Origin of the sequence: Microvirga massiliensis, from assembly GCF_001006805.1 — a bacterium.
Taxonomy (GTDB): Bacteria; Pseudomonadota; Alphaproteobacteria; order Rhizobiales; family Beijerinckiaceae; genus Microvirga; species Microvirga massiliensis.
The window spans coordinates 283,373-302,552 of record NZ_LN811350.1 but is presented as its reverse complement, the minus strand read 5'-3'; the positions used below and the strand labels follow the sequence as shown (position 1 = coordinate 302,552).

Here is a 19,180-nt window from a genome sequence, read left to right as displayed (position 1 = left end):
CTCTACTTGCCGATGCAAAACGTCGAAAACAAGCGGTCCAGCATGTCTTCGACATCGACCCGCCCCGTCACGGTCCCGATCGCGCGGGCTGCGAGGCGGAGTTCCTCCGCCACGAGTTCCTCGGCAGCGGAATCCTCCAGCAGGATGAGGGCACGACGAACCGCCTGAAGAGCCCGACTGAAAGCATCCCGATGCCGCTGCCGCGTAATCAGCGGATCTGCACTTCCCATGTCCTTCGCGGCCTGCTCCCCTAGCAGCGACACGAGTTCCGGGACGCCCGCCCCGGTCAGGGCCGAGACCGCAACGTCACAGGCCTCTTCCGGTTCGCTCAGGTCGCGCTTCGTTGCCACGCTCAGGGTCGGGGCACCCAGGCTGTCGGGAGCATGAACTCGCCCGCCCTCGCTGAGCCACAAAATCAGGTCCGCCTCACGCGCCCGAGCGCGCGTCCTTTCCATGCCGCTCTGCTCGATGACATCATGGCTCTCGCGCAACCCGGCCGTGTCTATCACGGTGAGTGGGATTCCGCCCAGGTCGAGGTGAACCTCGATGGCATCGCGGGTCGTTCCGGGAATAGGGGACACGATGGCTGCATCCCGCCGAGCCAGCCGATTCAGAAGACTCGACTTTCCGGAATTCGGAGGCCCTGCCAACACAACGATAAAACCATCGCGGATCCGCTCGCCGACCGGGTTCGCCAAAGCATCGGCGAGCCGACGCTCCACGGATCGCAGGGTCCCAATCACCTCTTCAGTGACCGAGAAGGGAACATCGCCCTCGTCGGAAAAATCCAGGGCCGATTCCACGAGCGCCATCGACGAGAGAAGCTTCTCCCGGACGTCTTCCACCCACTGGTCGAGGCCTCCACCGAGCTGCTTCAGAGCTTGGCGGCGCTGAGCGTCCGTCTCGGCATCGATCAGGTCCGCGAGGCCTTCCGCGCGACTCAGATCCAGCCGCGCGTTCAGAAAGGCACGGCGGGCAAACTCCCCGGGCTCCGCCATCCGGCAGCCGGGCAGGGCGCCGAGCGCCCGGAGGACGGCCGCACGGGTGGCGACTCCCCCGTGGAGGTGGAGTTCTGCCTGGTCCTCGCCCGTAAAGGTCGCGGGTCGCGGCATGAAGACGACGAGGCTTTCATCCAGGAGGTCCCCGCCGTCCGGATCGCGCAGCCGCCTCAACCGAAGGCTGCGGTCCGGGGGCACCGAGCCCGCAAGCTGCTCGATGCACGCGCGGGTCGCCGGCCCGCTGAGCCGGATCACCGTGATCGCAGCCCGCCCATGGCCGGATGCCGATGCAAAAATCGTGTCGATCTGCTCTGTCGTGCCTGACATGGCGGGATCCTGATGCCTTGATCGGCCGGCTTCCTCAACAAGAAAGGCCGGCGCAACGGCCGGCCTTTCGGGGTTTGCAAAGGTGGCGGCTACAGGCCTCTTCTGTCCTTGCGACCCCGAGGCGAAACCATCGATTCTGAGGCGTTAGCCCGGATTGCTTCACTTCATTCGCAATGACGGGGAGAGCATCAGTGCGGGATGAGCACGGCCGGAACTGAAAGGAAACTCCGGGCCCACTTCCGTCACTGCGAGCCGAAGGCGAAGTAGTCCAGAAAGCGGGTGCCACCCCAAGTCGCCTCTCTCCGCTCGCGACAGCGGAGAGAAGGCGAGGGCCGTGGAATTCGGAAGCGGTCCTGTCCTAGAGGGCAGGAAAACTCCGCTCAGGTATTCATCGAGTCGAAGAAGTCGCTGTTCGTCTTCGTCTGCCGGAGCTTGTCGAGCAGGAACTCGATGGCATCGACCGTTCCCATGGGGTTCAGGATGCGGCGCAGGACGTACATCTTCTTGAGCACGTCGGAGGGAACCAGCAGCTCCTCCTTGCGAGTGCCCGAACGTGTGATGTCGATTGCCGGGAAGGTCCGCTTGTCCGCGACCTTGCGGTCCAGGATGATCTCGGAGTTACCGGTGCCCTTGAATTCCTCAAAGATCACCTCGTCCATTCTCGAGCCGGTATCGATCAGGGCCGTGGCGATGATCGTGAGGGAGCCGCCTTCCTCGATATTGCGGGCTGCGCCAAAGAAGCGCTTTGGGCGCTGCAGGGCATTGGCGTCGACGCCGCCGGTGAGCACCTTGCCCGAGGACGGGACCACGGTGTTGTAGGCCCGACCGAGACGGGTGATCGAATCGAGCAGGATGACGACGTCGCGACCGTGCTCCACGAGGCGCTTGGCCTTTTCGATCACCATCTCGGCAACCTGCACATGCCGGCTCGCCGGCTCGTCGAAGGTCGAGGAGACTACCTCGCCCTTCACGGACCGCTGCATGTCCGTGACTTCCTCCGGCCGCTCGTCGATGAGCAACACGATCAGATAGCATTCAGGATGATTGCCGGTGATCGACTGGGCGATGTTCTGCAGCAGAACCGTCTTACCGGTTCGGGGCGGCGCCACGATCAGGGCGCGCTGCCCTTTTCCGATCGGCGCCACGATGTCGATGATGCGCGCGGAATAGTCCTTCTTCGTGGGATTCTCATCCTCGAGCCTCAGCCGCTCGTCGGGATAGAGCGGCGTCAGGTTATCGAAGTGGACCTTGTGCCGGATCTTCTCGGGATCCTCGAAATTGATCGTATTGACCTTGAGGAGGGCGAAGTAGCGCTCTCCCTCCTTCGGACCCCGGATCGGACCGTCGACCGTGTCCCCGGTGCGCAGGCCGAACCTACGGATCTGCGAGGGAGAGACATAGATGTCGTCCGGGCCGGGCAGGTAATTGGAATCGGCGGATCTCAGAAAGCCGAACCCGTCCTGAAGGACCTCGACCACGCCGGCGCCGATAATCTCGGTCTCGCGGGCGGCAAGCTGCTTCAGGATGGCGAACATGAGCTCCTGCTTGCGCATGGTGCTTGCGTTCTCGACCTCGAGCTCCTCGGCAAAGGTAATGAGCTCGGTTGGCGTCTTAGACTTGAGATCTTGGAGCTTGATCTCCCTCATCGGGAACACTCTCGGGATAGATGGCGCAGGCGAATAGGCCTGGCGCGGGATGATGCAGGGAAAACCGTTCGACGCAGCGTCCCGGGTCACGCATGTGAGTCGGGCGGGCCCTGTTGGCCGAAACGCATAGCGTCCTGTCGGAGGAAGGACTTCCTGTTTACTCCGATTCAGTTCGCCGCTCAAGGGGAAACCGGAGCCGGACCAACAATGCCGCGACACGTGGCCGGCTGGCAAGCCCGCACGGACCTCAGAAGGGCTTCACGATCACGAGGATGACGATGCCGATCATCAGGACCGTCGGTACCTCGTTGAGGATCCGGTAGTAGCGAGCCGGTCGCGTATTGCGGTCCTCCGCGAATTCGCGGGTGTGCTTCACGAGGACGCCGTGCACGGCGCTCAGGACGACGACGAGAAGGAGCTTGGCGTGCAGCCAGCCCGACTGGAACCAGCCGCCGGCGAACGCCAGGTACAACCCGAGCACCCAGGTCACGATCATCGCCGGGTTGATGATCGCCTTGAGGAGGCGTCGCTCCATGATCTTGAAGGTCTCGGACTGAATCGAGCCCCGCGCGGCCTCGCAGTGATAGACGAACAGGCGCGGGAGATAGAGCATGCCCGCCATCCACGCGATGATGGCGATCACGTGGAAGGATTTGAGCCAGAGATACAGCATCAGCGGTCCTCGTTCCGGCGGACCCGGTCGACGAGTTCCGCGACATGCTCGGGCGGCGTCTCCGGCAGAATGCCGTGCCCGAGATTGAAGATGTGCGGCCGTCCTCGCACGGCGGCCAGGATCGCGTCGATGCCCTTCCGGAGCGGCTCGCCGCCGGCCACTAAGGCCAGAGGGTCGAGATTTCCCTGCGTCGCGAGCGAGGGTGGCAGAGTCGGAAGAATTACGGCCGGATCGAGCGTCCAGTCCAGAGCGAGCGCGTCCCCGATCCCGGCCTCCGCAAAGCGCGCGAGATGCTGCCCACCACCGCGAACGAAGACGATCACCTTCGCGTGCGGACGGGCCGCTTTCAGTCCGCCGACCACTTGGCTGATCGGACGCAGCGAGAGCGGCTCGAAGAGCGCCGGTGGAAGAGCGGCCCCGAAGCTCTCGAAGATCTGAACCGCCTCCGCTCCGGCATCGATCTGCCGGATCAGGTACTCGATCGACGCGCGCACGAGCCGGTCGATCAGGGCCTGAAAGAAATCCGGATCCCGGTAGGCCGCGAGGCGCGCGGGCGCCTGGTCCGGCGTCCCCTTCCCGGCCACCATATAACTCGCAACCGTCCATGGAGCGCCGCAGAACCCGAGAAGCGTCGTCTCAGCCGGGAGAGCCCTCGTGAGCCGGTCGAGCGTTTCATAAACGGGCGCCAGCCGCTCATGGGACAGATCTTCGGAAAGCCTCTGAAGATCGGCCATGCCGTCGAGCGCCTCGAGGCGCGGGCCCTCTCCCTCGACGAACTGGACGCCCTGGCCGAGCGCATGGGGCACAACCAGGATATCCGAGAACAGGATGGCGGCATCGAACCCGTAGCGACGGATCGGTTGCAGAGTCACCTCGACCGCGAGCTCAGGGGTATAGCAGAGGTCGAGGAACGAGCCAGCACGGGCACGGACCTCGCGGTATTCGGGCAGGTAACGACCAGCCTGCCGCATCACCCAGATCGGTGGCGGCCAGACGGGCTCTCCGCCGAGCACCCGCAGGATCTTCTTATCGGGAGATGTTCTCACGCCTCGTCCTTTTCTTCCAAAAAGAAAGAAATCTTGAATCTTGAATCTGTTGTTTCTCTTGGAAGGTGAATCGCTGGCCTGCAACCCCGTCCACAGATCCTCAACAGATCCTCCGCGTCCGGCGGCGATCGCGCCGGCCTCGCTGGCGCCTTATTCGTTACCAAATCCTTAAGCGTTAACAGTCCGTTAAGGTTTCGGATCCGCTAACGCGCCGGCGCGTTGGCGTTCGCTCCCCAGGGACGAGAACGGACGTTCTCCCGCAGGGCGCGTTTGTGGACGACCATGACCGGATGCCGGAGCGGGGCTCCCCTGGACGGGGCTCTCGCCGTGATCTATCCACACTCGTCGACTCCCTGTCCCGACTCGCGCGTGGACGAGCCGATGCCGGAGGCGGGCACCTCTCCGCGGCCGAGGCGTTCAAGGGAGGCAGGGTCGACCGCTCTCCCGGGATCGGATCCTGAACAGCCTCGACGGCTCGCTCGCGCCGGCGCGAGCGTTCGAATCGGGCAAGATTGGGCCGGATGAGAGGATCGGATTCGTGGGGCGCAGCTACTTTCATCTTCACCTCGTCTCCGACTCCACGGGCGAGACCCTGATCACCGTTGCGCGGGCCGTGACAGCTCAATACGAGGGGGTTTCCGCGATCGAGCACGTCTATCCCCTCGTACGGTCGGCATTGCAGCTCGAACGGGTGATCTCCGAGATCGAGGCCGCACCCGGAATCGTGCTCTATACGATCGTAGACCCCGACCTCGTCGGCACGCTCGAGGAGGCCTGCCGGCGCACGAACTCACCGCATCTGTCGGTGCTTTCCGGGGTTCATGCGCTGCTGCAATCCTATCTCGGCACGGCCTCGACCCCTCGCCCCGGCGCGCAGCACATGCTGAATGCCGATTACTTCCGGCGCATCGACGCCATGAACTTTACGCTCATGCACGATGACGGACAGCTTCCTGCCGATCTCGAGGAAGCCGAGGTCATCCTGCTCGGGGTCAGCCGGACCTCCAAGACGCCGACGGCCATCTATCTGGCCAATCGCGGCGTGAAGACCGCCAACATCCCGCTCGTTCCCGGCGTTCCGTTGCCGCCAGCCCTCGAGAAAACCCGCAAGCCCCTCATCGTCGGGCTCGTGGCCAGCCCGGACCGGATCGTCCAGATCCGCCAGAACCGCCTTCTCAGCCTTCGCGCCAATGACGAGACCTCGTATGTGGATCGGGATGCGGTGGCCGAGGAGATTGCCCTGTCGCGCAAGCTCTGCGCCCGCCACAACTGGCCCATGATCGACGTGACGCGTCGGTCGATCGAGGAAACCGCCGCGGCGATTCTCGATCTCTACCGCGACCATCGCCTCAAGTTCATCGCGGAGTAGCCTGTTCGGCCCTGGCCCGGTAATCCGGTTCCGGCCCCTCGCCTGCTCCCCTGCCGGAGATCTGCTCTTCGGGCCGCCCTGTTCCGCACTTTCGAGACCATGAACCCCCGATGAGATCTCTCTGGATCGGTCCTCCCCTCCTGCTCGCCTCGGCGAGCCCGACCCGGCGTCTGCTGCTCGAGGCGGTCGCCATCCCCGTCGACCAGCAATCGCCAGAGGTGGATGAACGGGAGATTGAGGCCTCCTGCCGAGGCCTCGCGCCGGACGCACTCGCGACGCGTCTGGCCGGGGAAAAGGCGCGCGCCGTCAGCCGCCGCAATCCCGACCGGCTCGTCCTCGGCGCGGACCAGGTGCTGTCCTGCGACGGGCGGATCTTTCACAAGCCGCAGGACCGCAGGGCCGCAGAGAGCCACCTGAGCGCCCTCATGGGACGCACGCATGTCCTCCACTCGGCTGCCGTCCTGAGCCAGGCCGGAGAGATCGTCGAGACGATCGTGGATCAAGCCCAGCTGACGATGCGCCATCTGTCGCCGGGTGCGATCGCCCTGTATCTCGACATGGTCGGCGAGCGCGCCTTCACGAGTGTCGGCGCCTATCAGATCGAAGGCTATGGCCTGCACCTGTTCGCATCCGTGACGGGCCATCACGCAACGATCCTGGGACTGCCATTGCTCCCCCTGCTGGCCGCTCTCCGGCGACAGGGCAAGCTGGCCCTCTGATCAATCCATCGAGCAAGGAACCGTGACAAAGCCCCGTCGCACCGGGCCGGTCGAGGAGCCGGGACTTCCATGAAGAAGGCATTCGTGATCGGTCATCCGATCGCCCATTCGCGCTCTCCCCTCATCCACGGATACTGGCTCCGCAAGCACGGCATTCCGGGGTCCTATGAGCGCATCGACGTGCCTCCTGAAGCCCTGAGGGATTTTCTCGCGACGATGCGCGACCGGGGATTCGCAGGTGGGAACGTGACCGTACCCCATAAGGAGGCGGTCTTCCGCCTGCTCGGCCGCGTCACCGACCGGGCTGCGCAACTGCAGGCCGTGAACACCCTGTGGTTCGAGGGCGATACGCTCGTCGGCGACAACACCGACATCACGGGTTTCATGGCGCATCTCGACGACAGCCTCGGCGAGGGCTGGGATGCCTCCACGCGGACGGCTCTCGTTCTCGGCGCCGGCGGTGCAGCGCGCGCGATCGTTGCGGGACTGGCGGGACGGAGCCTCGAACGGATCGTGGTCGCGAACCGAACCCTGGCGAAGGCCCGCGAACTCGTCGAAGGAATGGCTACGCCAACGGGCCCGACGCTCGAAGCTCTGGACTGGGACGATCTCGAACGGGCTCTCCCGAAAACGGACCTCCTGGTCAACACGACCACGCTCGGGATGGCCGGCCAGCCACCGCTGAAGCTTACTCTCGGCCGCCTGCCGCGCCACGGCATCGTGTGCGATATCGTCTATGTTCCGCTCGAGACGGAGCTTCTCGCCACCGCCCGTGCGCTCGGGCTGCGCAGGGTCGACGGCCTCGGCATGCTGCTCCACCAGGCGGTGCCGGGCTTCTCCCATTGGTTCGGGGTCACGCCGAAGGTGGATCCGGAACTCAGAAGGCTGATCGAAGCCGACATCGTGGGGCATCGATGACCTTCATCCTCGGACTGACCGGCTCGATCGCCATGGGGAAATCCACGACGGCGGGGCTGTTCCGACGTCTCGGCGTGCCGGTCCACGACGCCGATGCCGCCGTGCATGCGCTTTATGCCGGGGCCGCGGTACCGCTGATCGAGAGCGCCTTCCCGGGAACGACGGCGGCGAGCATCGTCGACCGGGACCGCCTGCGGGCTGCGGTTCTCGGGAATCCCGAGGCCTTGCATCGTCTCGAGGCGATCGTTCATCCCCTCGTGCGCGAAAGCGAGCAGGCTTTCCTGAAGCGCGCCGCGGATGCACCCCTGGTGGTCCTTGATGTTCCCCTCCTCCTCGAGACGCAGGGCGACCGCCGCTGCGATGCGGTCGTCGTGGCCACAGCGCCCGCGGCGGTGCAGCGGGAGCGCGTCCTCGCGCGCCCGGGCACCACGGTCGCGACCTTGGAGCAGATCCTGTCCCGGCAGATGCCGGACGCCGAAAAGCGCCGCCGTGCGCATTTCCTTGTGGACACGAGCCGTGGCCTCGATTCCGCCGAGGCGCAGGTCCGCTCTATCTTGGCAAGCCTTGCCGGGCGCCCCGGGAGGGTGCTGCGGATGCGCGAGAAGGCCGGGTGATGCGGGAGATCGTGCTCGACACGGAGACGACCGGGACGGAAGCCACGAAGGGCGACCGCGTGATCGAGATTGGCGGCGTCGAGCTCCTCAATCACTTTCCGACGGGCCGCTCCTACCACGTCTACATCAACCCGCAGCGCGCAGTCTCGGCAGGGGCTCTGGCCGTGCACGGGCTCAGCGACGAGTTCCTGGCGGACAAGCCCGTCTTCGCGGCGATCGTCGAGGAGTTTCTGGCCTTCGTGGGCGACGCCAGGCTCGTCATTCACAATGCCGCTTTCGACATCGGCTTCCTGAACGAAGAATTCCGGCGCACCGGCCATCCTTTCATCGGGATGGAGCGCGTGGTCGATACGCTCGCTCTGGCGAGACGCAAGCATCCCGGCGCGCCGAACAACCTCGACGCCCTGTGCTCGCGCTATGGCATCGACAATTCTCGCCGCACCAAGCACGGCGCCCTGCTCGACGCCGAGATCCTCGCCGAAGTCTATATCGAGCTGATCGGCGGCAAGCAGCCGGATCTCGGCCTGTCCCTCGGACCCACCCTGTCAGGTCCGCAGCTCGGCGCGGAGGCTCCGGTTCGCCAGCGCCGGACCGGGCCGGCGCAGACCCGCCTCACGGACGCCGAGCGCGAACGACACGAGGCTTTCGTGCTGAAGCTCGGGCCTCAGGCAATCTGGCGAGACTACATCAAGGTCGAAGAAACACAGGCCTCAAGCGCACCGGCGGCCTGACGGCCGCGCGTTTTCGGGAAGAGGAATTCCAGCTTTCCGGACCGCATCCGAGGCGCCATCGCGACAAGCGGCTTGAGCCGCTCCTTGCCTCGCCGATGGCGCCTGATGCCGGGCTACGCCGTTGCCGTCTGGCCCACGCCTTGAGCCTGCATCTCTGCAGCACGCTGGCGGTAAAGCGCCACGAAATCGATCGGATCGATGTAGAGCGGCGGGAATCCCCCGTTGCGCACGGCATCGGCGACGATCTGGCGTGCAAAGGGGAAAAGCAGCCGAGGACACTCGATCATGATCACAGGATGAAGCTGATCCTGCGGGATGTTCTGGACGCGGAACACACCGCCATAAGTGAGCTCGAAGGCGAACAGCACATCGTCCCCGACCTTGGCGTCTCCCGACAGGGCGAGGTCCACCTCGAAATCGGTTTCCGACAACGCCTTCGCGTTCACGTTCACCTGGAGATTGATCTGAGGTCCCTGCGCCTGCGGCTGCAGAGAGCGCGGTGCGGACGGATTCTCGAAAGAGAAGTCCTTGCAGTACTGAGCGAGGGCGTTCAGCGAAGGCACATTGGGCTGTGCGCCACCATTGGTCGCCGGAGAATCGGCCATGAACGAAGCTCCCGGAGGGATGAGGGATCAAGGCCCGAACGGAGCGCCCATTGCGCTGCATCGGCGACGGGCCGCGGAAGCCCGCGCTACCACGCTTCAGAGGGGTGAACAAGCGCACGCAAGGGCAGAACGACACAGGGACACGGCTTCGGACGATGCATCCAGAGCCGTGCGATCGATCGTGTCGTCAAGGAGCCCGATCAGCCGGCCTGGATCCGCCCTTTGAGAGAGATCAATGCCGCGATGCTGCATGACGTTAAGAGAACTTTTGTCTCGATCCAGGTCGTCGGGGCCGCAGCACATGGGAGCACGCGGTGAGAACGATCAAACTCGCATTCTGGGGTGGGCTCGCGCTGCTGGCCGGCCTGTGGCTGATCGCCGACCCGCTCGCCCTGAGGCCCGCTGGCTTCTTTCCTCTGCGCGGGTCGATGATTCAGCTCAGCGGTGTTCTGGCCATGGGGTGCATGAGCCTCGCGATGATCCTGGCCTTGCGCCCGCAATGGCCGGAGCGATGGCTCGCCGGCCTCGACAAGATGTACCGTCTCCACAAGTGGCTCGGCATCGGCGGCCTCGTCCTCGGGACCGTGCACTGGCTTTGGGTGCAGGGGCCCAAATGGGCGGTCGGGTTCGGCTGGCTGGAGCGGCCGAGCCGTGGTCCGCGGCCCCCCATCGACAATACCCTGCAGCAGGTCCTGTCGACGCAGCGCGGCACCGCGGAAAGCATCGGCGAGTGGGCTTTCTACGCGGCCGTGCTCCTCATCGCCGTGGCCCTCATCCAACGGGTTCCCTACCGGCTCTTCTACAAGACCCACCGACTGCTCGCGGTCGTCTATCTGGTGCTGGTCTTCCACACGGTCGTGCTACTCCAGTTCAGCTACTGGACGGCGCCGCTGGGCCCGCTCATGGCCGTCATGCTGGCCGGTGGGACGGTTGCAGCCGTCGTCGTCCTGCTCCGCCGCGTCGGCGCCGGCCGCAAGGTCGACGGCACCATCACCCGGCTGCACTACTTCCCGGAGCTTCGCGTGCTCGAAGGCGAGATCGACCTGCCGAAGGGCTGGCCCGGACATGAAGCGGGCCAGTTCGCGTTCCTCACGACGAAGGAAGCCGAGGGGGCGCATCCCTTCACGATCGCTTCGGCGTGGAATTCCATCGAGCATCGGATCATCTTCGTGACGAAGGAGCTGGGCGATTACACGCGGCGCCTGCCCGAGATGCTGCATATCGGGCGGCCGGTGAAGGTCGAAGGTCCCTATGGCTGCTTCACGTTCGACGATGACCGCCCGCGGCAGGTCTGGATCGGCGCCGGCATCGGCATTACGCCCTTCATCGCCCGGATGAAGGAGCTCGCCCTGCGGCGACAAGCCGTTCCCACCAAGGCCCGCTCGCAGGTGATCGATCTGTTTCACACGACAGCCGACTACAGCGAAGAAGCCATCGCTAAGTTGCGGGCCGACGCGGAGGCCGCAAACGTCAACCTGCACATCCTCTACGATGCTCGCGACGGCCTGCTGACGGGCGACCGCATTCGCGCCGCCGTTGCCGATTGGCAGGAGGCCAGCATCTGGTTCTGCGGTCCGTCGGGATTCGGTTCGGCGCTTCGGCAGGATTTCGCGGGACAGGACATGAATGTGGCGAAGCGATTCCACCAGGAACTCTTCGCCATGCGATGAGTCGGACTTTCAAAAGACCATTAAAGACTGGAGCACCACGCCTGCAGAATCCGACGATCGCGCCTCCCGGGCCAAGGCATTATGTCTCGACGAGGATGTCTTTGCGGGCGAGCCCGTCGCGTCGGCGCACGTCGCTTGTCGACGGAAGAGGTGGATGATACCACGACCACACCCCATATGGCAGGCGTCAAGCCCGCGCCGTTGACCCGGCGATGCCAGAACGGCCGAGGCCGACACTTCAGACCGGATCGATGATGCAGGACAGCTTCGACGTCACGACCCTTATCTTTCTCGTCCTGGCCGTTTTCGTGATCTGGCGCCTGCGTTCAGTTCTCGGACAGAAAACCGGTCACGAGCAGCAGCCGTTCGATCCGCTGGCGCGCCGCGACCAACAGTCACGACCCTCCGGCAACGGCCCCGAGCAGGACAACGTCGTCCGGCTGCCGGGCGCGCAGCCGGCGCCGACACCGCCCGCAGATCGCTGGAAGGGCTTTGCGGAACCGGGATCCCCCATTGCTGCGGGCCTCGACGAGATCGCCCGTGCCGAGCCGTCGTTCGACGCCGGCACCTTCCTGGAAGGGGCCAAAGCCGCCTACGAGATGATCGTGATGAGCTTCGCTCATGGCGACCGCCGCGCGCTCAAGGATCTTCTCCGGAAGGACGTCTACGACGGTTTCGAGAAGGCCATCATCGATCGGGAACGCCGAGGCGAGAAGGTCGAGACGACCTTCGTCTCCATCGACAAGGCCGAGATCGTCGGCGCCGAGGTCCGTCAGGGCACCGGCGAGATCACGGTCCGCTTCCTGTCGAAGCTCATCACGGCGACCCGCGACGCGAGCGGCGCGGTGGTCGACGGAAGCTCCGATGCGGTCGTCGATGTGACCGATGTCTGGACCTTCGACCGGAAACTCGGCAGCCGGGACCCGAACTGGCGCTTGATCGCGACCGAAGCAGGACAATGAATCGCGGCCTGCGGGTTGCGAGCGGCCTCGTGGCCGGGATCCTGACGTCCATGTCCTGCAGCGCGGACCCGTTTCCCGCTCGGCTCGAGCCCATCGCCTTCGAGGCCCTGAGCGGCTGGGCCGACGACGATCACGAAGCCGCGTTCCGCACGTTTCAGAGAACCTGCAAGGTCGGGCTCGGCGAGGCCGAGCCGCTTCGGCCCGCCCGCGACACGGAACAGGATCTCCGCGCCGTCTGCGGGATCGCCCTGTCGGCCGGAGAACTCTCCCGAGCGGCAGCGCGCACCTTCTTCGAGACTCATTTCAGCCCGTTCCGGATTCATCCGCCTTCCGGCAGCGGGTTTCTGACGGGATATTACGAGCCTGAATTCCTGGGGTCGCGCAGCCCCGGGGACGGTTTCGGTACCCCGCTCCTGGCGCGACCCGACGATCTCGTGACGATCCGGGCGAGTGAGCGATTGCCGGGCATCAATCCGTCTCTGCAGGCCGCGCGCAGGACGAATTCCGGCTACGAGCCCTATCCGGATCGTGCGGCGATCGAGGCCGGGGCGCTCGGCGACCGGGCGCGGCCCATCGTCTATCTGCGTGAGCCGGGCGAGGCCTTCATCATCCATGTCCAGGGTTCGGCTCGGATCCGTTTTCGCGACGGGACGGCCACGCGGGTCGCCTATGCCGGACGAAACGGCCATCCCTACACGTCGATCGGGCGTCGCCTCGTCGAGATGGGCGAGATCCCCCTCGAGGAGATGAGCCTCGAACGGCTCATGCAATGGCTGCGCGACAACCCGGAACCGGCCCGGACGCTCATGCAGGAAAACCGCTCCTACATCTTCTTCCGGGAGGCAGAGGAACTCGCTTCCGAGGACGGCCCGATCGGAGGCGCCGGCATGTCCCTTACCCCGGGCCGGTCGCTCGCGGTGGACCGCGGTCTCTGGCCCTACGGTCTGCCGTTCTGGCTGGAGGGCGAACTCCCCGTGACCCTGTCGCGCACCGAGCCGCTGGCCCGCTTGATGATCGCGCAGGATACCGGATCCGCGATCGTTGGTCCGGCCCGGGGCGATTTCTTCTTCGGAAGCGGAGCGGCCGCGGGGACGCGGGCGGGGCTTCTACGGCACACCACCGATTTCGTCGTCCTCCGCCCGCGTCCGGCGCAGAATCCATGAAGGCCGGGGATGCGGCGGCGAGTGAGGATTCTGAGCGCTGAGGAGCAGCGGCTCTGGGCCGAAGTTGCCCGCCGGACCGTGCCTCTCCCGGGGCGCGAGATCCCGGAGGCGCCTCCGACTCCGCAGCCTCCGGCCGAGAGCGGCTCGGCCCAACCGAAGGCGATCCGCGATGACAGGGTCGCGCGCGTGCAGGCCCCTCCTGCCCTGCCCCCGCTCGCGCCGCTCGAGCGCCGCACACGCCTGAAATTGCGGCGCGGGACCGAGCGTCCGGACGCCGTCCTCGACCTCCACGGAATGCGTCAGGATCAGGCCCATGCCGTCCTGATCGGCTTCTTGCGCCGCGCACAGGGAGAAGGTCGCAGCCTCGTTCTCGTCGTGACGGGCAAGGGCGGCGCCTCCGCGGGCGAGGGACCGTTCGAGGAGCGGGGCGTCCTGCGCAGGGTCGTCCCGCATTGGCTGCGGCTGGCAGACCTCCGATCCCTCGTGCTCGGATTCGAGGAGGCCTCTCCTCACCATGGCGGTTCCGGTGCATTGTACGTCCGACTCCGTCGACGGCACGCGGGATCTCGGGCATGAATAGCGGCATCGGGCGTTTCCCGGTCGGCCGTCACGGCACCGCGGCTCGGACGCCCGCTCGACGGCATGCGGGATCTCGGACATGATGAGGCGGAACGGACATGCTCCCGGATTGCGCGCATGACACCGACGGCCTGCGGTTCTGACGTCCGGTGTGGCTTGGTCAGGAATCGTGACCGCGCCAGGCCCGCCAATCGGCAAGCAGGGCCCGTGGTATGACACCCTTCGGTGAACGGGTTCGGCGGCTGCGCCGCGAACGCGGCCTCCTTCTCAAGGACATGGCGGCCCATCTCGGCGTCTCGAGCGCCTATCTCTCGGCGCTGGAGCGCGGTGAACGCGGCAAGCCGACCTGGACGCTGATCCAGGGGACTTTGCAATATTTCAACATCATCTGGGACGAGGCGGACGAGCTTGCCCGTCTTGCCGACCTTTCGGATCCTCGTGTGAAGATCGACACGGCGCGCCTCTCGCCGGAAGCGACGCTTCTGGCAAACCGCCTCTCCCGCGAGATCAGGAGCCTGAATCCGGAAGAGATCGCGGAGATCCTTGCGGTGCTTGACGAGGCCCTCCTTCGCCGGGCTCCGGCCGGCGCTCGCGGCGACGAGCCGGAAGTCCGGACCCCTCCGCCCTGAATCTCTTCCTTGCAGGGGTGCGGTTCTCCAGGGCCGGCCTGGCGACCGGCCCGGCTTGACCCTCCTGCCGGGGGATGCGAAAGGCCGCCACCCCCCTTCACCAGCGCGGTCCCATGCCCCACAGCCTCGATGTCCTGACTCTCGGAAATGCCATCGTCGACGTGATTGCTCGGACCGACGAGGCCTTCCTGCTGGCCCAGAACGTCCACAAGGGGGCCATGCAGCTGATCGACGAGGCGCGCGCCGAGCAGCTCTTCGCCGCCATGGGCCCGGCGACGATCGTGTCGGGAGGCTCGGGCGCCAATACCGCAGCGGGCATCGCGTCACTCGGCGTCCGCTCCGGATTCATCGGCAAGGTCCGGGACGACGAGACCGGTCGCCATTTTGCGCATGATCTTCGCGCCGCGGGCGTTCACTACGACGTTGCCTTCGCGGGCGACGGTCCTGCAACGGCGCGCAGCTTCATCCTCGTGACGCCCGACGGCGAGCGCACGATGAACACCTATCTCGGCGCGTGCCAGAACCTTACGCCGGACGACGTGGACGACGAAACGGTGCGGGGCTCGCGCTTCGTCTATCTCGAGGGATATCTCTGGGATCCGCCGGCCGCGAAGGAGGCTTTCCGCAAGGCCGTCCGCATCGCGCACGAGGCAGGCAACCGTGTCGCGCTGACCCTCTCGGATCCGTTTTGTGTCGACCGCTACCGGGACGAGTTCCTCGGACTCATGCGGGACGGCAGCCTCGATATCCTGTTCGCGAACATTCACGAACTCCAGAGCCTTTACGGCACCTCCGACCCGGAGACGGCGCTCGCGGCGCTTCGGGGGGAAGGCGTTCTCGGCGTAGTCACCCGCTCCGCCGACGGAGCCTTCGTGGTGACCCGCGAGGAGACGCACGCGGTGCCGGCTCATCCGGTCGAGGCGGTCGTCGACACTACGGGAGCCGGAGATCTCTTCGCGGCGGGATTCCTCGCAGGCCTGAGTCGCGAACTCGACCTCGTCGATTGCGCACGCCTCGGCGGCCTCGCGGCGGCCGAGATCATCACCCATATCGGAGCCCGCCCACAGGCGAACCTTCGCGATTTCGCCCGTCAGGCCGGCCTGCTGGACGGGATGACCTGAACCCGCGACGGGAAGGGCAGCCCGCGTTCAGGCGATCGTTGCAGAGATCATGGGGTGACGCGCTGCCTTACAAGCGGCGCAGCGCCACCTCTTCGATCCGATGGCTCGGATCCTTGCGCAGGATGAGCCCCGCGCGCTGGCGGGTCGGAACGATGTTCTCCCGCAGGTTCGGGAGATTGATCCTGTGCCAGAGGCCTTCGGCCGTCGCGACGGCATCCTCCTCCGAGAGTTCCGCATAGCGGTGGAAGAAGGACTTCGGATCCCGGAAGGCCGTGTGGCGGAGCGTGAGGAAGCGGTTCACGTACCAGCGCCGCAGGTCCTCCTCGTCGGCATCAATATAGATCGAAAAGTCGAAATAGTCGGACACGAAGGGAATGGCCGTGCCGTCCTTCGGGAGCCGCGCCGGCTGCAACACGTTGAGGCCCTCGACGATCAGGATGTCCGGACTCTCGATGACGATCTCTTCTCCGGGGATCACGTCATAGACGAGATGAGAATAGACGGGCGCCTTGACGTTCCGCCCCCCGGCCTTGATCTGCGCGAGAAAGCGAAGCAGGGCGCCGGTGTCGTAGCTCTCCGGAAAGCCCTTGCGCTCCATCAGGCCGAGCCGCCTGAGCTCGGCATTCGGAAGGAGAAAGCCGTCGGTCGTGACGAGATCGACCTTCGGGGTATTCGGCCAGCGGGCCAGGAGCGCTTTCAGGAGACGTGCAGTCGATGACTTGCCGACCGCGACCGATCCCGCAAGGCCGATGATGTAGGGGGCCTTCCCCTCGTTCTCGGCGAGAAGGAAGCGCTGCGTGGCTTTGAACAATCCTTGCGTCGCCGCCACGTAGAGGGAGAGAAGCCGCGACAGCGGCAGGTAGATCTCGACAACCTCGTCGAGGGAGACCGGGTCGTTGAGCGACTGCAGCCGAAGCACGTCCTCGGCCGTCAGCGTGAGCGGCGTGTCAGCGCGCAGCCGCGCCCATTCGTCCCGAGAGAACGTACGATAGGGCGACGGAGACACGGCCGCCTCGGGAGGGGGCGGCCGCCCCAGGAACTGATCCGTCGTTTCCGTTGCTGTTCCCAATTCGATCATCATGCGTCACCTGTCCCGGTCCATCCGACAAGCCCGGCGCCTGCTCCGTGCAGGACGTCACTGCTTTCGGGACGCCTTCTCTTCGAGACCGGAGCGGCCCGTCCGGCGTTCGAGTTCCGCAAGTACCTCCTCGAGCGGCACGTCGGCCCCGTGCAGCATGACGAGAAGATGATAAAGCACATCGGCGCTTTCTGCGACGAGACCCGCGCGGTCGCCGGTGGTCGCGGCAATTACGGCCTCGACGGCCTCCTCCCCGAATTTCTTCGCGGTTCGCGAGGCACCGCCTTCCAGAAGCTTGGCGGTATAGGATTCCGAGGGTGGACTTCCGGCGCGCTCGGTCACGATGCGCGCGAGATCAGAAAGGGTGAATGCGGTCACACGGTAGATCCAACTGGACCGGCATGCTCTAGAGCATCATTCGCAACAGGGGAAACCGCTTTTCCGCAACAATCGTGCCCGGACAGAACGCCAGGAGCGATTCCGGCCTCGGAAAGACAGTCTCGGCCCGGAGAGGCTATGCCGGGCGCACGAAGAGCCGATGGAAGAGTTCCTTGGCGCGCTGCAGCCCTCCTCGGTCAGGACGGTCGATTTGGCCTTGTTGGCCGGATTCCCGATCAGGCCCTTGCCGTGCAGACGATCCAGGGCATCCCAGTCGAAGCCTTTCCAGGCCCGGTTTCCGTCATGCAGCGTGAGCCACAAAAGCACGAGCACCGCCTCGTCGGTCTTATCCTCGTCGACGTCCATGACATCGATCCCTTGCAGGGGTCACGCTGCTGCGCGCCCGGGCCGAACGGGCCGGTTCGGAGGGTCGAGCCGTACCCTGAGACCCGCCTCGGCCATATAGGCCTTGGCCTCGGCGATCGAATGGGTGCCGAAGTGGAAGATCGAGGCTGCCAGGACGGCGCTCGCATGCCCGTCCCGGATGCCTTCGACGAGGTGATCGAGGGTCCCGACCCCACCCGAGGCGATGACCGGGACGGGAACGGAGTCGGAGATCGCCCGCGCGAGGGCGAGATCATATCCCGCCTTCGTGCCGTCCCTGTCCATGGAGGTGACCAGCAATTCCCCAGCCCCGAGGGATGCGACCTTCCTTGCGAACTCCACCGCATCGAGACCGGTCGGGTTGCGGCCGCCATGGGTGAAGATCTCCCAGCGCGCCGGCTCGCCATCGGCCGAAACCCGCTTCGCGTCGATGGCGACCACGATGCATTGGTCACCGAATTTCTCGGCAGCCTCGCGGACGAAATCGGGGTTCTTCACGGCGGCGGTGTTGATCGAGACCTTGTCGGCGCCCGCGAGCAGGAGACGCCGGATATCGTCGACACTGCGCACGCCGCCGCCCACCGTGAGCGGCATGAAACAGGCCTCCGCCGTGCGGCGCACCACGTCGAGCAGGATGCCGCGATCCTCGTGGCTCGCCGTGATGTCGAGGAAACACAGCTCGTCGGCGCCGGCGGCGTCGTAGGCCTTGGCGGCTTCGACGGGATCGCCGGCATCGCGCAGGTCGACGAACTGCACGCCTTTCACGACCCGACCGTCCTTGACGTCGAGACACGGGATCAGACGAACCTTCAGCATCACGCGGCCTCCGTGCCTTTGCCGGCCAGCCGGGCAAGCGCCCTGGCGGGATCGATCCGGCCGTCATAGAGGGCGCGCCCCGTGATCGCGCCTCCGAGAATGGCGCAATCCGGTTCGGCCAGGCGCTCGATATCGGCCATGGAGGCAAGGCCGCCCGAGGCGATCACGGGAATCGACACCGCGCGAGCGAGGGCGAGCGTCGCCTCGATGTTGAGGCCCTTGAGGACGCCGTCGCGGGCAATGTCGGTGTAGATGATGGCCGCGACCCCGGCATCCTCGAAGCGGCGGCCGAGCTCTTCGGCGCTGAGCGTCGAGGTCTGCGCCCACCCCTCGACGGCCACGAGCCCATCCTTGGCATCGATCCCGACGGCGACCCGCCCCGGGTGAAGCCGTGCCGCCTCCTTGACGAAATCCGGGTCCCGGACGGCCGCCGTTCCGATGATGACCCGGGCGATCCCCTTCTCGAGCCAGCCATCCACCGTGCGCATGGTGCGGATCCCGCCGCCGAGCTGTACGGGAATGCCGATGCGCGCCAGGATGGCATCCACGGCTGCCGCATTCATCGGCCGTCCCGCGAAGGCGCCGTCGAGATCGACCACGTGCAGCCAGGCGAAACCCTGCGATTTGAACAGGGCCGCCTGCGCTGCGGGATCGTCGTTGAACACGGTCGCCTGATCCATGTCGCCTTGGACGAGCCGGACGCAGCGGCCTTCCTTGAGGTCGATGGCGGGAAACAGGATCACGGCGATGGCCT

The 19,180-nt window shown here is 65.8% G+C and carries 20 protein-coding genes and 1 pseudogene; 11 read left to right on the top strand and 10 right to left on the bottom strand.

Annotated features, from left to right (window positions below):
• Nucleotides 1-2: 2 nt before the first annotated feature.
• The 4 genes from mnmE to hemE all read right to left on the bottom strand — a co-directional run bounded on the left by mnmE (nt 3) and on the right by hemE (nt 4,690).
• Nucleotides 3-1,325: a tRNA uridine-5-carboxymethylaminomethyl(34) synthesis GTPase MnmE gene (mnmE, locus tag BN1233_RS01330; protein WP_046861702.1), complete on the bottom strand. Its 1,323-nt coding sequence runs from the start codon at nt 1,323-1,325 to the stop codon at nt 3-5.
• 380 nt (nt 1,326-1,705) lie between these two features.
• On the bottom strand, nt 1,706-2,971 hold the full coding sequence (gene rho, locus BN1233_RS01325; RefSeq protein WP_046861701.1) for a transcription termination factor Rho: 1,266 nt from the start codon (nt 2,969-2,971) through the stop codon (nt 1,706-1,708).
• Nucleotides 2,972-3,218: 247 nt separating this feature from the next.
• A complete protein-coding gene (gene hemJ / locus BN1233_RS01320) occupies nt 3,219-3,641 on the bottom strand; it encodes a protoporphyrinogen oxidase HemJ (protein ID WP_046862341.1) in 423 nt (140 codons plus the stop codon).
• A 2-nt stretch (nt 3,642-3,643) separates the two neighbouring features.
• Entirely contained in the window at nt 3,644-4,690 is a 1,047-nt protein-coding gene (gene hemE / locus BN1233_RS01315; RefSeq protein ID WP_046862340.1) for a uroporphyrinogen decarboxylase, read from the bottom strand.
• A gap of 538 nt (nt 4,691-5,228) precedes the next feature.
• Here hemE and BN1233_RS01310 point away from each other — a divergent pair.
• The 5 genes from BN1233_RS01310 to dnaQ all read left to right on the top strand — a co-directional run bounded on the left by BN1233_RS01310 (nt 5,229) and on the right by dnaQ (nt 9,041).
• The gene (locus tag BN1233_RS01310) at nt 5,229-6,059 is read left to right on the top strand and encodes a pyruvate, water dikinase regulatory protein (protein WP_046861700.1); all 831 of its coding nucleotides are present in this window, start codon (nt 5,229-5,231) and stop codon (nt 6,057-6,059) included.
• Between the two features lie 110 nt (nt 6,060-6,169).
• Nucleotides 6,170-6,778 carry a Maf family protein gene (locus tag BN1233_RS01305; protein ID WP_046861699.1) on the top strand — a complete coding sequence of 203 codons (609 nt, stop codon included), beginning with the start codon at nt 6,170-6,172 and terminating at the stop codon, nt 6,776-6,778.
• Nucleotides 6,779-6,847: 69 nt separating this feature from the next.
• Nucleotides 6,848-7,696, top strand: a complete 849-nt coding sequence (locus BN1233_RS01300; protein ID WP_046861698.1) for a shikimate dehydrogenase — start codon at nt 6,848-6,850, stop codon at nt 7,694-7,696.
• The gene (coaE, locus tag BN1233_RS01295; RefSeq protein ID WP_046861697.1) at nt 7,693-8,310 is read left to right on the top strand and encodes a dephospho-CoA kinase; all 618 of its coding nucleotides are present in this window, start codon (nt 7,693-7,695) and stop codon (nt 8,308-8,310) included. Before BN1233_RS01300 ends, coaE begins: the two co-directional genes overlap by 4 nt.
• A complete protein-coding gene (gene dnaQ / locus BN1233_RS01290; protein WP_046861696.1) occupies nt 8,307-9,041 on the top strand; it encodes a DNA polymerase III subunit epsilon in 735 nt (244 codons plus the stop codon). The genes coaE and dnaQ overlap by 4 nt, the downstream gene beginning before the upstream one ends.
• Before the next feature lie 113 nt (nt 9,042-9,154).
• On the opposite strand, the gene secB is transcribed toward dnaQ, so the two are convergent.
• Entirely contained in the window at nt 9,155-9,646 is a 492-nt protein-coding gene (gene secB / locus BN1233_RS01285) for a protein-export chaperone SecB (protein ID WP_046861695.1), read from the bottom strand.
• Between the two features lie 314 nt (nt 9,647-9,960).
• Here secB and BN1233_RS01280 point away from each other — a divergent pair, with 314 nt between their 5' ends.
• The 6 genes from BN1233_RS01280 to BN1233_RS01255 all read left to right on the top strand — a co-directional run bounded on the left by BN1233_RS01280 (nt 9,961) and on the right by BN1233_RS01255 (nt 15,770).
• Nucleotides 9,961-11,316, top strand: a complete 1,356-nt coding sequence (locus tag BN1233_RS01280; RefSeq protein ID WP_046861694.1) for a ferredoxin reductase family protein — start codon at nt 9,961-9,963, stop codon at nt 11,314-11,316.
• 254 nt (nt 11,317-11,570) lie between these two features.
• Nucleotides 11,571-12,278, top strand: coding sequence for a Tim44/TimA family putative adaptor protein (locus BN1233_RS01275; protein WP_046862339.1), 708 nt, complete (start codon nt 11,571-11,573; stop codon nt 12,276-12,278).
• The gene (gene mltA, locus BN1233_RS01270) at nt 12,275-13,441 is read left to right on the top strand and encodes a murein transglycosylase A (protein ID WP_147706917.1); all 1,167 of its coding nucleotides are present in this window, start codon (nt 12,275-12,277) and stop codon (nt 13,439-13,441) included. Before BN1233_RS01275 ends, mltA begins: the two co-directional genes overlap by 4 nt.
• A gap of 9 nt (nt 13,442-13,450) precedes the next feature.
• Nucleotides 13,451-14,017, top strand: a complete 567-nt coding sequence (locus BN1233_RS01265) for a Smr/MutS family protein (protein ID WP_046861693.1) — start codon at nt 13,451-13,453, stop codon at nt 14,015-14,017.
• A gap of 215 nt (nt 14,018-14,232) precedes the next feature.
• Nucleotides 14,233-14,649, top strand: a complete 417-nt coding sequence (locus BN1233_RS01260) for a helix-turn-helix domain-containing protein (RefSeq protein ID WP_046861692.1) — start codon at nt 14,233-14,235, stop codon at nt 14,647-14,649.
• Between the two features lie 113 nt (nt 14,650-14,762).
• Nucleotides 14,763-15,770, top strand: coding sequence for an adenosine kinase (locus BN1233_RS01255; RefSeq protein WP_046861691.1), 1,008 nt, complete (start codon nt 14,763-14,765; stop codon nt 15,768-15,770).
• 67 nt (nt 15,771-15,837) lie between these two features.
• Here BN1233_RS01255 and coaA read toward each other — a convergent pair whose 3' ends face one another.
• The 5 genes and pseudogenes from coaA to hisA all read right to left on the bottom strand — a co-directional run bounded on the left by coaA (nt 15,838) and on the right by hisA (nt 19,169).
• Nucleotides 15,838-16,851, bottom strand: a complete 1,014-nt coding sequence (gene coaA, locus BN1233_RS01250) for a type I pantothenate kinase (protein WP_244889816.1) — start codon at nt 16,849-16,851, stop codon at nt 15,838-15,840.
• 54 nt (nt 16,852-16,905) lie between these two features.
• The gene (locus BN1233_RS01245; protein ID WP_046861690.1) at nt 16,906-17,226 is read right to left on the bottom strand and encodes a phosphoribosyl-ATP diphosphatase; all 321 of its coding nucleotides are present in this window, start codon (nt 17,224-17,226) and stop codon (nt 16,906-16,908) included.
• A gap of 136 nt (nt 17,227-17,362) precedes the next feature.
• Nucleotides 17,363-17,592: pseudogene (locus BN1233_RS49440) on the bottom strand (DUF6429 family protein).
• Between the two features lie 21 nt (nt 17,593-17,613).
• The gene (hisF, locus tag BN1233_RS01235; protein WP_046861689.1) at nt 17,614-18,426 is read right to left on the bottom strand and encodes an imidazole glycerol phosphate synthase subunit HisF; all 813 of its coding nucleotides are present in this window, start codon (nt 18,424-18,426) and stop codon (nt 17,614-17,616) included.
• Complete coding sequence (gene hisA, locus BN1233_RS01230; protein WP_046861688.1) at nt 18,426-19,169, bottom strand: 1-(5-phosphoribosyl)-5-[(5-phosphoribosylamino)methylideneamino]imidazole-4-carboxamide isomerase; 744 nt, start codon at nt 19,167-19,169, stop codon at nt 18,426-18,428. The genes hisF and hisA overlap by 1 nt, the downstream gene beginning before the upstream one ends.
• Between the last annotated feature and the right edge of the window lie 11 nt (nt 19,170-19,180).